The following is a 15,035-nucleotide window of genomic DNA, read 5'->3' on the forward strand; positions in this document are numbered from 1 at the left end:
AGAGGACGTGAGATGGCGCTGCAACCTGCAGCTGGCGCAAAGGATCTGAATCCACGTCAGGTGGAGACCAACCGACAGCTGACGGAACGTCTGGCGTCGGTTTACCGCGTCTGGGGCTACGACGAGGTCTCGCCACCCCGGGTGGAACGCCTGGCCACCCTGATGGCCGGCGGTGCCATCGACAGCTCAGACATTGTTCGTCTGGTGGCTGATGACCCCCTCGGGCTGCGCCCGGAGATGACGGCATCCATCGCCAGAGCCGCCTGCACACGATTTGCAGATCGCCAGAGACCGCTGCGGCTCTGGGCCTCTGGCACGGTGTTTCGCACCCGTTCGGCCGATGAGGGTGGTCAGTGCATTGAAGAAAACCTTCAGAGCGGCGTTGAACTGTTCGGCGTCAGTGGCAGCGAAGCGGAGATGGAGCTGCTCAGCCTGCTGATGGCCTCCATTCAGACCCTGGGGCTGCAAGCCAGCCAGAAACCAAGGCTGTTGCTGGGGCACACCGCTCTGATGGATCTGGTGCTCCGTCCGTTCAGCGGTGCGTTGCGTGATCAGATCCGTACGGCATTGATCAATTTCGACCGGTTGGCCATCGAGGGCTTCGATCTGGCCGACGCTGAGAAGACCAGGCTGCTCTCCTTGTTGGACTGCCGTGGCACCCCCGACCAGGTGCTGACGCAGCTCGGCAGTCTCTGCGGGGAACAGCCGGTCTTCGATGAGCTGCGGCGCCTCTGTGCCCATCTCGCCTCGGCAGCTCAGGCTCAGGCGGTGACGATCCAGCTGGATCCAACCTTTCAACCCCATTTCGAGCTCTACACCGGCCTAGTGTTCCAGCTGGTCTGTGATGGCCGCAGTTCACCGGTGGTGATTGCCCGCGGTGGCCGCTACGACGATCTGGTGCGCCGTTGCGGCGCAACGGATGATCAGGCTTTTGGCGCAGGGTTCAGCCTCGCGATCGATCCGATCCGCGAACTGATTTCAGACCTGGATGCTGCCGAACAGGAGCAGTCCGATGTTCTCGTTGCTTTTTCAACGGCCTCGAATCTGGAATCTGCCATGGAGCGTCAGCGCGGCTGGCACGAGCAGGGACGCACCGCTGTGATGGCCCTGGAGCCCCTGGCGTCCAAGCAGGAGGCTGAGCAGCGGGCGAAGGCCCAGGGTGGTCTGCAGCTGGATTGGGTCGATCCTTAGGATCCCGCTGTGCAGCAGGACCTCCATGGCTCATTCCATCGTCACTGACGTTTGCGAGGGGATCGCTGATTGTGTTGATGCCTGCCCTGTGGCCTGTATCGACCAAGGCAAAGGAAAGAACAAGAAGGGCACTGACTTCTACTGGATCAATTTCGACACCTGCATCGATTGCGGTATCTGCCTGCAGGTATGTCCCGTTGAGGGGGCCATCGTTGCTGAAGAGCGCCCTGACCTGCAGAAGACGCCCTGATCTGTGCCAAGGGACGTAGGCACGAAGGTACGGGGAACCCCCTGAAACAGCCGTTGAGCCCGGGTAAAACCTGTCTCTAGTGTCTGGTTTTTCACAGCAAAGAAATGGCGGTGCTGGAGGAACAGGGTCAGATTCAGATCCACACCGAAAACATTTTCCCGATCATCAAGAAGGCCGTTTATTCCGGCCATGAGGTGTTTCTGCGGGAGCTGGTGAGCAATGGCGTCGACGCCATCAGCAAGCGCCGCATGGCGGCGATGGCCGGCGACTGCAGTGAAGGGGATGACGGGGCCATTCGGATCAGTGTGGATCGCGAAGCCAAAACGCTCACCATCAGCGACAACGGCATCGGCATGACCGCCGATGAGGTGAAGCGCTACATCAACCAGGTGGCCTTCTCCAGCGCCGAGGATTTCCTGGAGAAGTACAAGCAGGAAAACGACGCCATCATTGGCCACTTCGGCCTGGGCTTCTATTCCAGCTTCATGGTGGCCGAGCGGGTTGAGCTGCTGACCCGTTCAGCCCGGCCCGAGGCTGAGGCCGTGCGCTGGAGCTGTGATGGCTCCCCGAACTTCAGCCTCACTGCCGCCGAGAAAGACCAGCCCGGCACGGACGTGATCCTTCATCTGATGGAGGACGAGCTCGAATATCTCGAACCGGCTCGGATCCGCACCCTGATCAACACCTACTGCGACTTCATGGCAGTACCGGTGCAGCTGGAAGGGGAAACCATCAACAAGATGGATGCCCCCTGGCGCAAAAGCGCCAGAGACCTGAGTGATCAGGACTACATCGACCTGTACCACTACCTCTATCCCTTCCAGGGCGATCCCCTGCTCTGGGTTCACCTCAATACCGACTATCCCTACAACCTCCAGGGCATTCTTTTCTTCCCCAAGCAGACCGGACGTGCCGACTGGGAGAAGGGGGAAATCAAGCTGTACTGCAACCAGGTGTTCGTCAGCGATTCGATCAAGGAGGTCGTTCCGCGCTACCTGTTGCCCCTGCGGGGGGTGATCGATTCACCCGACATCCCCCTGAACGTGAGCCGCAGTGCTCTGCAAACCGACCGACGCGTTCGCTCCATCGGCAACTTCGTCGCCAAGAAAGTCTCCGACCGGCTGCGGAACCTGAAAAAGGAGGATCCCAAGGGTTACGCCGAAGCCTGGGATGCCCTGGCACCCTTCGTGAAGATCGGCGCCATGGAGGACGAGAAGTTCGCCGAACAGGTGTCTGAACTGATCCTGTTCGCCACCACTGCTGCAGCAGGGGAAGGGGACGACGCTGACCCGATCGCCTGCGATGGCCGTGCCTTCACCACCCTGGAGGGGTACCGCAGCCGACTGGCCGCGGATCAAAACAAGCGTGTGCTCTACAGCACCGATGACGTTGCCCAGGCCGGTGCGCTCAACCTCTGGACCTCCCAGGGCGCGGAAGTGCTGAAGCTGGAGACGGTGATCGACACCCAGTTCATCCCCTGGCTGGAACATCGCCATGAGGAACTCACCTTCCAGCGCGTCGACTCGGAACTGGACGAAAGCCTGAAGGACAACGATGCCGAAATCACCGATCAGGACGGCACCACCGAGTCAGACCGACTGCGTGATCTGATCAAAGCGGCCCTGGCCAACGACAAGGTGACCGTTCAGGTGCAGGCCCTGAAAGCCGAGGGGGCACCGCCGGCCATGATTCTTCTGCCGGAACAGATGCGCCGGCTGAACGACATGGGCGCCTTGATGGAACAACGCCTGCCGGGCCTTCCCGAGCATCACGTGCTGCTGGTGAACCGGCGCCACCCCCTTGTGGAGGGGATGCTGAAGTTACGTGCCGGTGGCGTGCTGGTGGGAGCGGCGGACACATCGCCGACCGCAAGCCTGTCCGAGGATGTGGCCCGCCATCTGTATGACATGGCGCGCCTGGGCGTCGGGGGGCTGGAGCCCAATGAGCTGGCCGGTTTCCAGACCCGCAGCGCTGAGTTGATGGGTGCCTTGATGCAGAGAGGGCTTTGACCTGAACACCTTTTGCTAAATAGGTTGTTTGGAACTGATTTTTCAGCTCCAACAACCTCTCAGTAGAAGGACATCGTCATGTCACGGGTGTGTCAGCTCACCGGTACTCGCGCCAACAACGGCATGGCCGTGAGCCATTCCCACATCCGCACCAAGAAGCTGCAGCAGGCCAACCTGCAGCAGCGTCGTCTCTGGTGGGCGGAAGGCAACCGCTGGGTGAAGCTGCGTGTCACCACCCGCGCCCTCAAAACCATCCAGAAGAAAGGTCTGGGCGCCTACGCCAAGTCTCTGGGCATTAACCTGGCCAAGATCTGAGATCTTGAACGGGTGAATCGGCGGGAATTACTAGTCAAGTCCGGCCTTTTCCTCGCAGCTCTGACGCTCACACCCTCGCGGGCCTCGGCCCTCGGGGGTGTTGTTCTGGAAACGGGTACAACCGTGCCTGATTTCGATCTGCCCGGATCCAGCCAGTCCGAACCCGATCGGAAGCAATGGAGCAGCCGTGATCTGCGCGGCCGCTGGGTCGCGGTTTACTTCTATCCAAGGGATTTCACCGGCGGATGCACGATCGAAGCCAGGGGCTTCGAAAGCCTTCACAACGACTTCCTTCAGGCCGGTGCGGAAGTCATCGGCATCAGCGCCGACAGCGTTGACGACCATGAATCCTTCTGTGAGAGCGAGGGATTGAGCTTCCCCCTGCTGTCCGATCCCGACGGGACCGTGAGCAAGGCCTACGGATCGTGGATGGCGCCGTACTCGCTGCGCCACACCTTTCTGATCGATCCGGACGGGGTCCTGCGTCAACGCTGGGTGGCGGTTCGACCCAACGGTCACGCCCGCGAGGTGCTGGATTCGTTGGTGTCTTTTCAGACCAAAGCCGCCGTTTGACAAAAGAGGGCTTTTGCTGAATGGTGGACCGAACGAAGCGTTGATCGAATAAATGGGTGCGGGTCAGAGTTCATTTGTAATCCTCTATCACCGCACGCCGTTTGACGAATCAAAAGACAAGAACGGGAAAAGAATATGGGTCGATCAGAAAAGCCCTAACGGAATTATTCCAACCCTTCGCAACCTCTTCCGTAGCTGCGAAAAAGGCACTTGGATTGCCTGGAGACGGGTCGACGATCAGTCGAATAAGGGCACAGAACGGTTTGAGATGGAACACCCTTCGCCGTTCACTCTCTGCAGAATTCCCCTGGAAGACGAACAGATTTCCAGTTTTTATCACATCACTTCCAAAGAATGCTTCTGGCCAATTCTTCATACGTTTCCAACCTATTTCAATGTCAACAACGCGAACTGGAAGATCTTTGAAGAGGTCAACAAACGTTTCGCCAAGGCGGCATGCGCCGAAGCCGCCGAGGGTGCAACGGTGTGGGTGCATGACTACAACCTTTGGTTGGCTCCCGGTTACATCCGAGCCGAACGTCCAGACCTGAAGATTGCCTTTTTCCATCACACTCCTTTCCCGGGGAATGATGTTTTCGCCATCCTTCCCTGGCGTGAGCAGATCCTGGAAAGTTTGCTCTGTTGTGATGTCGTTGGCTTCCATATCCCCCGCTACACCGAAAACTTTGCCCGTGCCGCCACAACCCTGGTGGGGGCCAAACGTGGGCCCAAACTGCCGGTGGACAAGAAATTCATTGAGGTCGGAACCGCCCTTTCGGAAGGCACGGTCACCAGTCACCTCGAGCACAACGGTCGCACCATTCAGCTGCTCAGCTCTCCGGTGGGCACCTCACCGGATCTGATTCAGGAATTGTGCTGGACCCCGTCGGTTGAAAGCCATGGCGAATTGATCGTTCAAGACACCAAAAAAGGCCGAAAACTGATCCTCTCTGCCAGTCGTGTGGATTACACCAAGGGCAACGAAGAGTTGCTGCTGGCATTTGAACGGCTGTTGGAACGACGCAAGGATCTGCACGGCCAGGTGGTGCTGATGCTGGCCTGTGTGGCCGCTGCCAGTGGAATGAAGATCTACGAAGACACCCAACGCTCAATCGAGGAGATGGCCGGACGCATCAACGGCCGCTTCAGCCAGATCGATTGGGTGCCCATCCGCTTTTCCACCCGCCGAATCCCCTACGACGAAATGATCGCCTGGTTCTGCCATGCCGATGTCTGCTGGATCACACCGCTGCGGGATGGCCTGAATCTTGTGGCCAAGGAGTACGCCGCTGCTCGACGCAACCGTGGCGGCGTTCTTGTGCTCTCGGAATTCACCGGAGCCTCGGTTGTGCTGGATGGCGCCGTGCTCACCAATCCCTATTCCAACCGCCGCATGGATGAGGCCATCGAATCGGCACTGGAAATGGATGAAGACGAGCAGCGCGACCGCATGAGCCGCATGACCGATGCCGTGGAGAACTACACGGTGAGTGACTGGGCCGAGGAACAGATGTCTGGCCTGTCGCCCTCCACCCCGCAATGAAACTGCGCCGCTGGCTCGTGGGCGGTGCCTTGGCGCTGGTGATGGCCCTGGGTGTTCTGGTTGGATCAGCCTCCTCGCGCGCGGAGGAGGTGAGCATCCTGATGCCGTCGTCCTTCACCGATGCCAGTGCCGATCTGGTGAAAGCCTTCAACCGCGAGCATCGCGGCCGGATTCATCTCAAGTTGATGCGAGGTCCGTTGAACACGGAATCGATTTCAGACCTGGCGATCAGCAGTCTTCTGCTCGGTGATGCGCCGTTCGATGCGCTGTTGATGGATGTCACCTGGTTGCCGAAATATGCCGCCGCCGGCTGGCTGGAAGCCCTGGATCCCTGGTTTGGTCAGGGCGACCAGGAGCAGCTGGTGCAAGGGGCACGGCTGGGCAATGACTACGACGGCCATCTCTACCGCTGGCCGCTGGTGGCCGATGTGGGACTGCTCTACTGGCGCACGGATCTGATGGAGCTGCCACCAACAACGCCCGATGCGCTGGTGGAGGTTGCCGGACGCCTCGTTGAAAGCCAGGCCGTTGCCAACGGTTTTGTCTGGCAGGGGCGTCAGTACGAAGGATTGAGCTGCGACTTCCTTGAAGTGCTGCAGGGCTTCGGCGGTGACTGGATGGACACCACCACCAACGCCATGGAGCTCGATTCGCCTGAGGCAACGGCCGCAGCAGCCTGGTTGAACGGTCTGATCAGCGAAGGCGTCAGCCCCTACGCCGTGACCAATTACGCCGAGGCGGAGTCGCTTCAGGCCTTCAAGGCCGGTGATGCCGCTCTGATGCGCAACTGGCCCTACGCCTGGGCTGAACTCCAGAAGGACGACAGCGCGGTGAAGGGCAACGTCGGCATCAGCCTGATGGTGGCGCAACCGGGTGAACGCCCCGGAGCCACCCTCGGCAGCTGGGGGCTGAGCCTGATGCGCCAATCGCAGCACAAGGAAGCAGCGGTGGAAGCGATTCGCTACCTCACCAGCGAAGAAGCCCAACGGCAGCGCTTTCTCAACAACGGCTACACCCCCATCCAGGCGGATCTGTTCAACGACCCGGAGATGCTGAAGGCCTCTCCCGTGCTGCCGGATCTGCTGGTGGCCTTGAACCATGCTGTGGTTCGTCCGCCTACCCCGCTGTATGCCCAGCTGAGCGATGTGGTGCAGCGGGAACTCAACGGCTTGTTCACCGCTGGCGGATCCGCCGACGAGGCCATGGCCACCAGTCAGCAGCGGAGCCAGACTCTGCTGCGCGCTGCGGGAGCCACGCCATGACGATGCTCCTGGCTGCACCTGCGCTGCTGTTGATCGCGGTGGTGTTCGGCTGGCCGATGCTTCGCTACGCCTGGCTGAGCTTCCACGCTGATTCCGTTCTCACCGGCCTTGAACCGGTGGCCAACGGCGGTGCTAATTGGTGGCGACTGGCGGCTGATCAGCGCTTCTGGCTGGATGCCGGACAAACCGCGCGATTCGCCCTGATCTCAGTGGGTTTGGAGTTGCTGTTGGCCCTGGCCATTGCGCTGCTGCTGCATCAACGCTGGCGCGGCAGGGGAGCTGTTCGCGCCCTGACCCTGCTGCCCTGGGCCCTGCCCACAACAATGATGGCCCTGGGCTGGCGCTGGATCTTCAACACCCCCTACGGCCCGATTGAGGTGCTGGCACGAAGCCTTGGCCTCAACTCCCTGGATCTGCTGTCCACCCCATCGATCACCTGGCTGGTGACCGTGTTTGCGGATGTCTGGAAAACAACCCCCTTCATCACCCTGATTCTTCTGGCGGGACTCCAGAGCATTCCCGACGACCTCTACAGCGCCTTTCGCCTGGAAGGGGGAACGCCCCTTCAGGCGCTTCGCAGGGTCACCCTGCCGCTGCTGCTCCCCTACATCCTGCTGAGCCTCCTGTTCCGCCTGGCCCAGGCTTTCGGGGTGTTTGATCTGGTGCAGGTGCTTACCGGTGGTGGTCCCGCCGGCAGCACCGAAAGCATCGCCCTCTATGCCTACCTCAACGGCATGCGCTTCCTCGATTTCGGCTACAGCGCCACGGTGATGCTCGCGGGATTCCTGCTGCTCACCGCGCTGATTCTTGCGGGCACGTTGCTGCTGAGGAGCTTCGGTCTGTTGAGGTCCCTCGACCGATGACCCATGGATCGATGACAAGTGGACTGATAACACGACGTTCCCTCTGGATTGCACTGCTGCTGGTCTGGTCCCTCGCTCCGATGCTGTGGCAGCTGCTGAGTTCCTTCACCACCGCAGATGCTCTGGTCAAAGAGCAACTGAGCTTCTGGAGCCGTTGGACGCTGAACAACTACCGGGATCTGCTCAGCACCGATCCGCCCTTCTGGCGTTACCTGCTCAACAGCAGCTTGGTGGCTTCCCTCACCACACTGCTCACCTTGATGCTGGCCATCCCCGCCGCCTACGGACTGGCAAAGCTGCCTCAGCGGTTGCAAGGAATCCTCCGCACTGCCGTGGTGGGCGCCGCTCTGTTCCCTTATGTGCTGCTGTTTCTGGCGCTGCTCGAACTGGCCCGCACCTTTTCCCTCGGCAACAACCTGATCGCCATCGCCATTCCCTACAGCGCTTTGTCGATGCCTCTGGCCCTGCTGCTGCTCACAGCGGCCTTTGAAGCACTGCCCAACGACCTCGAAGACGCAGCAAAGCTGGAGGGATTGTCGTTGTGGCAGCGGCTGCGCTGGGTGCTGCTCCCCTTGATTGCCCCGGCCTCCGCCAGCACAGCAATCCTGGTGTTCCTGTTCGCCTGGAACGAATATCCCGTGGCGCTCACCTGGCTGAGCCGCAGCGATCTGCTCACATTGCCGGTGGCGATGGCCCGAATTGCGGGATCATCCACCTATTCCGTCCCGTACGGCACCTACGCGGCAGCCACCGTGCTCGGTGCCATTCCTCTTCTGGTGCTGGTGCTGGTGTTTCAGCGCCAGATCGTCAGTGGACTCACCAACGGAGCCATCAAGGGATGACACTGCAACTTCGGGCCATCAACAAGCGCTTCGGCGAACGACAGGTTCTTTACGAGCTCGACCTCGATGTGGCCAACGGCGAATGCGTCGCTCTGCTTGGAGCCAGCGGCTGTGGGAAAAGCACGGCCCTGCGTCTGATCGCCGGGCTCGATCACCCCGATCAAGGGTCGATTCGCATCAATGGTGCGGAGATGGTCGACGTGCCCGCTGAACGTCGCCGGGTGGGGATGGTGTTTCAAAGCTATGCCCTGTTCCCGCATCTGAATGTGTGGGACAACCTCGAACTTGGGCTGCGCATGCGGGGCGGCAGCGCCGCCGCCCGCGATGAACGAATCCGCGGCGTCCTGGAGGTGTTGCAACTCAGCGGGCAAGCCCGGCAACGACCCTCACAACTGTCCGGCGGCCAGCGCCAGCGCGTCGCCCTGGCCCGAGCCCTGTTGCGGGACCCCCTCGTTTACCTGCTCGATGAGCCGATGAGCAATCTGGATGCCCAGTTGCGTGAGGACCTGCGGCCTCAATTGCGCCGCCTGATGATCGGCGGTGAGCAACCTGTGGTTTACGTCACCCATGACCAGCAGGAGGCGATGGCGCTGGCGGATCGCATCGCTGTGATGCGCGAGGGAAGGATTGAACAGATCGGAACACCCCGCGAGCTGTACCTGCAACCGGCCAGCACCTACGTCGCCCAGTTCATCGGCCGCCCGCAGATGAATCTCTTGCCAGCCAGAGACGGAGTGATCACGGGCATCCGACCGGACGATCTAAGGCTCGATCCCGCGGGCTCACCCTGCACGATCCTCAGCCGTGAATGGTTCGGAGCCAACCAGATGCTTCTGGTGCGCTGCGATCGCGGCGACCTGCGGCTGGTCTGCCCCGGAGAAACAGCGATCGAGGCTGAGCCACGCATCAGTTGGCCCAGCGCTTGTGAGCATCGCTTCGATGCCGTCAGCGGCCGTCGTCTGCCGTCAAATCGGCTGCCATCCGATTGAGAAGCTCGCTGTGCGCTGACGCCTGGCGGCGCAGGGCTTCGGTCTGATCAGGATCGGCTGGACGGTCCACCTCGGACCGCCAAAGCCTCAGCAGATCATCCACAGAGGGAAGCGAGCGCAAGGGGATGCATGGCACCGTGGCCATGGCCGCTGCAGCCTCCACCTTCGGGTCGTAGCTGAGGGCAGCCATGGGGCTGTTGGCCAGTCGGGCCAGGATCAGGGCATGCAACCGCATCGGCAGCACCAGACGCGTCCGCTGCACCAGATCGGACACAGCCTCCAGGGACTGGGGCACCAGGGTTGAGCTGCGTGCTTTCAATCGCGCCGGCAGCAGACCTTGATCACTCAGGTGCTGCAACAGGGGAGCGTCCTGATGGTGATGGAAGGCCAGCCAGATCACCGGCGCATCCAAGTCGGCACTGAGCCGATCCAAAGCCTCCGTCAAGCAACGCCAGCCTGCGGAATCCAGCAAAGGTGTGGGACGCCAGCTGAGCACGATCGCGTCGCCACCAAGCCAAGGGCGCGCCGGCATCTGCCAGACCGGATCGGCGGCCAGCACCATCGGCAGCTTGGGGGCCCAACGCTGGGCCAAATCAAAGGAGCGCTGATCCCTCCAACTCGCTGCCTTGCAAAGGGGCAACACCGTGCGAACCAACAGGCGACTGATCCGACGCCGCAAGGGTCCAAGGCCCTGCCCCCAGAGAACCACCTCGGCGCCACCGAGGCGGGCAACCGTCATCAGCAGCAGGTAATAAACGAGGCTGCTGAAGCTGGTGCTGTCCTGCAGCAGGCTCCCGCCACCAAGCACCAGAACATCAGCCCTCAGGGCCGCACGTAGACAGCGCCGCAGGGAACGGCGGTTCACCGTCTGCGCCGACGGAGCCAAGGCCAGAACGGGGGCTGGATCGCGGGCTGTGATCAACAGCTGCTGCGGCTCGGGAAGAGACGACACCAGCACCTGCAGCAGGGCATCGTCGCCGAGGTTGTGCTCTCCGTAGTAGCCGCAAAGCAGCAATACAGGCGCAGTGGGGCGGACCACGGGCAGCAGCCTGTTCACTCCGGGCATTATCAACCGATTCCTAGGATTCAGGGCATGCACGCGTTGTCGCTCGGAACCTGGTGGATCCATGTCGCCTCCGTGGTGGAGTGGTGCGTGGCGATCGTGTTGATGCATCGGCGTGGGCTGCAGGGCCTGGCCTGGGCCATGCTTCCGGCCCTGGTCAGTGCCATGGCTGCCTGCACCTGGCATCTGTTTGACAACATCGAAGCGCTGCGGGGGCTGGTCACCCTTCAGGCCCTGTTCACCGTGATCGGCAACTGCACCCTGGCCTTGGCGGCCTGGCAGCTCCAACGTCGCCGGCAGGTGGACGGAGTCAGTGCTCCATGAACTTCGATCCCGCACCGCTGTTCGCCGCCTCGCTGATCCCCTATCTCCTCTTTCTGCACTGGCTGCGGAAAAGTGAGGCGCTTCCGCTGATGGCGGAGCGGGGATTTCAGCTCACCCTGCTGTTTGTGGCCGTCACGATTGGTGCTGCCATTGCCGCCCTGCGCTGCTGCTCAGCGGAACTGGTGGAGATTGACTGGTTGCACGGTGGGGCAGAAGCCTTTCTCACCCTCAGCAACACGGTTTTGGTGATCGGTTTGTTGTTACCAACCCCCAAAAAAGGGTGAACAACTCTTAAGAGAGTCAGGCAAGGCGTCGCTAGCGCCGGAAGATGAGGTGTCGCTCATTGGCTCGAATGCTGACCCACCTTTTCGCGATCGCTCCCGCCTCCGTGTCCTGGTCTCCCAAGGTCGCCCTGGTGATGATCCTCTGCAATGTGGTTGCCATCATGGTCGGCAAGGCCACGATCAAGCACCCCAACGTTGGAGCCGCACTCCCCAACGCTTCCTTCTTCGGCGGCATGGGTCATGCAGCCCTGCTCGGCACCACCAGCCTCGGCCACATCATTGGCATCGGCGCCATCCAGGGTCTGGCCGCCCGCGGCGTGCTCTGAAGCACATCTCTTGAGGGAGGAGCCCGTCTCCTCCCTGAAACAACCCTTGGCTTAGAGCAGATACGGCAACAGACGCAGGCCGTAACGCTCGAAGTTGTAGTTGAACAACAGCTCTGAGAGAGCGGTGGCTTCTGCGGTCGCAGACAGCCCATGGATCAAACGTTCCAGACGTCGGTCCGCCCTTGGATTGTCGAGGCCCCACCAGGTGCGCCGCGCCAGCCGGCCCGACACCAACCAACGCCAACTCCGTTGGGCCTTGAGTTGCTCTTGGTAGCGAAGGGCAATGGCCGTGGAGTCCCCAGACATCCCTTCAGCGATCAGCAGTTCGGCCAGTTGATCCGCGCTGTCCATCGCATGGCGGATCCCTTCTCCCCCAAGCAGATTGGCGGAACTGGCCGCATCCCCCACCGCCAGCAGGGCACCGGCCACCAAAGGTTCTGAGCGGGCGATGCTGCTGGACACCGGCCCGCCATGGCGATCCAGCACCGGGCAGGCGCTCAAGCCGCAGCGTTCAATCAAACGCCGAAGGGGTCCAGCCAGGCTGCCTGGACTCGGACGATCCGCCGGTGGGAGGTGACAGACCCCCACCTTCAGCCGTTGCCCCTGCATGGGAAAGATCCAGCCGTATCCATGGGGGATCCAGTCGGTGCCCAGAAAGAAACTGATCCGATCCCGCCAGGCAGCCGCCTGACGGTCATCGGCCTGCAGCAACCACTCAACGCCGATCCCCTGCAGCAGAGGATCCTCGGGATTGGGGCTGAGGCCGGCCTGCTGCAGCAGATCTCGGCGTGCACCGGTGGCATCAATCAGCCAGCGCGCTGAGCGCAATGACGTACGCCCATCACGTGTTTGCAACCGCACGCTGGCTTGATCGGCCGTGAGCGTGCTCAGCGCAGCCCGGCAGCCCTGGATCAACTCGACCCCATGGCGGCGCGCTTCCTCCCAGAGCCAGGACCGAAGCCAGCCGAAGTCGAGCACCACCCCCAGATCGCCGGACGACCACCACTGATGAACCAGACCCGAGGGATCGTGCAGCTGCCAGCCCTGCCAGGTGGCGGCAATGGCGTCATCCGGAAGACCCAAGCGACGAACAGCCTCCAGAGGCAGGGCTCCACTGGAATAGGCATGGCGATGGGGATCAGCCAGGCGATCCACCAGGGTCACCTCAGCACCCGCCCGCGCCAGTTGAATCGCCAGACGGGCACCGGACGGTCCCGCGCCAACGATCAGAACGGACACCGATCCCTCAGCTTCAGGCCTGGAGGGCCTTGATCGAAGCGGTGGCTGGCAGATCACCAGAGGTGTTGCTGAAGCGCTCAAGGATGCGTTCAGCCATCTGCGCAGGAGTAAGGCCAAGGGCTTCCTTGCTCTGCTGCGGCGTGGCGTGATCAACCAGCTGGTCGGGGATACCGATGCGCAACATCGACACGTTGATGTCCTGATCGATCAACGACTCCAGAACCGCTGCGCCAAAACCACCGGGCAGGGCTCCCTCTTCCATGGTGACCACGCGGGGAATGCGACGTGCCAGGGGATGGATCAGCGCCTGATCCAGGGGCCTCAGGAAGCGGGCGTTGATCACGGTGGTGGAGAGACCGGCTTCCTCCAGAAGCGTTGCTGTGGCGAGGGCCGGAGCCACCATCGAGCCGTAGGCCACGATCATCAGATCGTCGCCTTCCCGCAGCAGTTCACCGCGGCCGATCGGCAGAGACTCCCAACCCTCTTCCATCAAGGGCACGCCTTCCCCGGAGCCCCGCGGAATCCGCAGCGCCGTGGGCCCGTCGTGCTGCAGGCAGGTCACCAGCATGCGCTGAAGCTCAGCCTCATCCTTCGGTGCCATCACCGTGAAGTTGGGAATGGCCCGCATGTAGCTGATGTCGTACTGACCCTGGTGGGTCGGCCCGTCGGCACCAACAATGCCGGCACGATCGAGCACGAAGGTGACCGGCAGCTTCTGGATGCCCACGTCGTGGATCAACTGGTCGTAGGCGCGCTGAAGGAAGGTGCTGTAGATGGCAACGACAGGACGCAACCCCTCGCAGGCCATACCTGCCGCCAGGGTGACGGCATGTTGCTCAGCGATGCCCACGTCCACGTACTGGTCAGGAACGGCCTTCTGAAGCAGATCGAGACCGGTACCAGTGGCCATGGCCGCAGTGATGCCGATCACCCGACTGTTCTGCTCACACAGCTTGACCAGGGTCTGCCCAAACACCTTGCTGTAGCTGGGGGGCTTGGGCTTGGACGACGGAATCGCCTTGCCGGTGCCGAGATCAAAAGCTGATTGGGCGTGGTAGCCCACCTGATCGGCCTCGGCGTAGGGATAGCCCTTGCCCTTTTTGGTGACCACATGCACCAGCACAGGGCCACCCTCACGGTGAGCTGCCTGGAAGGTGCGCACCATTTCACCGATGTCGTGGCCGTCGATCGGCCCCATGTAGGTGAAGCCAAGTTCCTCGAACACCGCACCCACCTTGGGAACCGCGAGGCGACGCATGCTGCCCTTGAGGCGGTTGAGTTCCGCAGGAATCTCACCACCCATGAAGGGCAGATGCCGAACGCTTTCCTCAACACTCCCTGAGAGGAACTGCATCGGTGGGCTGAGCCGCGCACGGTTCAGCACGTTCGAGAGCGCACCAACCGGCGGAGAGATCGACATGTCGTTGTCGTTCAGCACCACAAGGAGCGGCGTGTTGGGAAGGTGTCCGGCGTGGTTGATGGCCTCCAGAGCCATGCCGCCTGTCAGGGCTCCATCACCGATGACGGCAACGCATTTGAACGACTCGCCCCGGTTGTCCCGCGCCATGGCCATGCCCAGCGCCGCTGAGATGGAGGTGCTGGCATGACCCGCTCCGAAGTGGTCGAAATCGCTCTCTGTGCGCTTGAGGTAACCCGCCACCCCGTGCTGCTGGCGCAGGGAGTCGAAATCGTTGAACCGGCCGGTGATCAATTTGTGAGGGTAGGCCTGATGGCCCACATCCCAGATCACACGGTCATGGTCGAGATCCAGCGTCTGGTAAAGCGCCAGGGTCAGCTCCACAACCCCCAGGCCAGGCCCCAGGTGGCCACCGCTGGTGGACACCACCTGCAGATGCCGCTCACGAATCTGCCGAGCCACGTCCTCAAGCTGGGCCGGGCTGAGTCCGTGCAGTTCATTCGGATGCTTCAGATCTCCGAGATGCATGCACTGCCAACTCCAAT

The 15,035-nt window shown here is 61.7% G+C and carries 16 protein-coding genes; 13 read left to right on the forward strand and 3 right to left on the reverse strand.

From position 1 onward, the window contains the following. The first annotated feature begins 12 nt into the window (after positions 1 to 12). From SynM161_RS06360 to SynM161_RS06405, 10 genes are all read left to right on the forward strand, one after another. Complete coding sequence (locus tag SynM161_RS06360) at positions 13 to 1,191, forward strand: ATP phosphoribosyltransferase regulatory subunit (protein WP_186540348.1); 1,179 nt, start codon at positions 13 to 15, stop codon at positions 1,189 to 1,191. Between the two features lie 25 nt (positions 1,192 to 1,216). After that, positions 1,217 to 1,441, forward strand: coding sequence for a ferredoxin family protein (locus tag SynM161_RS06365; RefSeq protein ID WP_006851587.1), 225 nt, complete (start codon positions 1,217 to 1,219; stop codon positions 1,439 to 1,441). Positions 1,442 to 1,545: 104 nt separating this feature from the next. Next, a complete protein-coding gene (gene htpG, locus SynM161_RS06370) occupies positions 1,546 to 3,450 on the forward strand; it encodes a molecular chaperone HtpG (RefSeq protein WP_186540350.1) in 1,905 nt (634 codons plus the stop codon). 78 nt (positions 3,451 to 3,528) lie between these two features. Then, positions 3,529 to 3,765 (forward strand): 50S ribosomal protein L28, encoded by a 237-nt coding sequence (gene rpmB, locus SynM161_RS06375; protein WP_006850205.1) that lies wholly within the window; start codon positions 3,529 to 3,531, stop codon positions 3,763 to 3,765. 12 nt (positions 3,766 to 3,777) lie between these two features. Continuing rightward, positions 3,778 to 4,338, forward strand: coding sequence for a peroxiredoxin (locus tag SynM161_RS06380; protein WP_186540352.1), 561 nt, complete (start codon positions 3,778 to 3,780; stop codon positions 4,336 to 4,338). A gap of 52 nt (positions 4,339 to 4,390) precedes the next feature. After that, positions 4,391 to 5,881 (forward strand): glucosylglycerol-phosphate synthase, encoded by a 1,491-nt coding sequence (gene ggpS, locus SynM161_RS06385; protein WP_186540354.1) that lies wholly within the window; start codon positions 4,391 to 4,393, stop codon positions 5,879 to 5,881. Beyond that, positions 5,878 to 7,143: an ABC transporter substrate-binding protein gene (locus SynM161_RS06390; protein ID WP_186540356.1), complete on the forward strand. Its 1,266-nt coding sequence runs from the start codon at positions 5,878 to 5,880 to the stop codon at positions 7,141 to 7,143. The genes ggpS and SynM161_RS06390 overlap by 4 nt, the downstream gene beginning before the upstream one ends. Next, entirely contained in the window at positions 7,140 to 8,006 is an 867-nt protein-coding gene (locus SynM161_RS06395) for a carbohydrate ABC transporter permease (RefSeq protein WP_115161986.1), read from the forward strand. Before SynM161_RS06390 ends, SynM161_RS06395 begins: the two co-directional genes overlap by 4 nt. Positions 8,007 to 8,017: 11 nt before the next feature. Then, on the forward strand, positions 8,018 to 8,848 hold the full coding sequence (locus SynM161_RS06400; RefSeq protein ID WP_255441722.1) for a carbohydrate ABC transporter permease: 831 nt from the start codon (positions 8,018 to 8,020) through the stop codon (positions 8,846 to 8,848). Next, positions 8,845 to 9,837, forward strand: coding sequence for an ABC transporter ATP-binding protein (locus tag SynM161_RS06405; protein WP_186540360.1), 993 nt, complete (start codon positions 8,845 to 8,847; stop codon positions 9,835 to 9,837). The genes SynM161_RS06400 and SynM161_RS06405 overlap by 4 nt, the downstream gene beginning before the upstream one ends. Here the strand turns inward: SynM161_RS06405 and csaB are convergent. Further along, the gene (gene csaB, locus SynM161_RS06410) at positions 9,794 to 10,876 is read right to left on the reverse strand and encodes a polysaccharide pyruvyl transferase CsaB (RefSeq protein WP_186540362.1); all 1,083 of its coding nucleotides are present in this window, start codon (positions 10,874 to 10,876) and stop codon (positions 9,794 to 9,796) included. The genes SynM161_RS06405 and csaB overlap by 44 nt on opposite strands. Positions 10,877 to 10,930: 54 nt before the next feature. Here csaB and SynM161_RS06415 point away from each other — a divergent pair, with 54 nt between their 5' ends. The 3 genes from SynM161_RS06415 to psaK all read left to right on the forward strand — a co-directional run bounded on the left by SynM161_RS06415 (position 10,931) and on the right by psaK (position 11,834). Beyond that, positions 10,931 to 11,224 (forward strand): DUF2499 domain-containing protein, encoded by a 294-nt coding sequence (locus SynM161_RS06415; protein ID WP_186540364.1) that lies wholly within the window; start codon positions 10,931 to 10,933, stop codon positions 11,222 to 11,224. After that, positions 11,221 to 11,508, forward strand: a complete 288-nt coding sequence (locus tag SynM161_RS06420) for a DUF3593 domain-containing protein (protein ID WP_186508465.1) — start codon at positions 11,221 to 11,223, stop codon at positions 11,506 to 11,508. The genes SynM161_RS06415 and SynM161_RS06420 overlap by 4 nt, the downstream gene beginning before the upstream one ends. A gap of 68 nt (positions 11,509 to 11,576) precedes the next feature. After that, on the forward strand, positions 11,577 to 11,834 hold the full coding sequence (gene psaK / locus SynM161_RS06425) for a photosystem I reaction center subunit PsaK (protein WP_041434789.1): 258 nt from the start codon (positions 11,577 to 11,579) through the stop codon (positions 11,832 to 11,834). Positions 11,835 to 11,885: 51 nt separating this feature from the next. Here psaK and SynM161_RS06430 read toward each other — a convergent pair whose 3' ends face one another. Together SynM161_RS06430 and dxs are read right to left on the reverse strand one after the other, a co-directional pair. After that, positions 11,886 to 13,073 carry an NAD(P)/FAD-dependent oxidoreductase gene (locus SynM161_RS06430; RefSeq protein WP_186540366.1) on the reverse strand — a complete coding sequence of 396 codons (1,188 nt, stop codon included), beginning with the start codon at positions 13,071 to 13,073 and terminating at the stop codon, positions 11,886 to 11,888. Positions 13,074 to 13,086: 13 nt separating this feature from the next. After that, positions 13,087 to 15,018, reverse strand: coding sequence for a 1-deoxy-D-xylulose-5-phosphate synthase (gene dxs, locus SynM161_RS06435; RefSeq protein WP_115082331.1), 1,932 nt, complete (start codon positions 15,016 to 15,018; stop codon positions 13,087 to 13,089). Positions 15,019 to 15,035 lie beyond the last annotated feature (17 nt).

Source organism: Synechococcus sp. M16.1 (assembly GCF_014279895.1).
Classification (GTDB): domain Bacteria; phylum Cyanobacteriota; class Cyanobacteriia; order PCC-6307; family Cyanobiaceae; genus Parasynechococcus.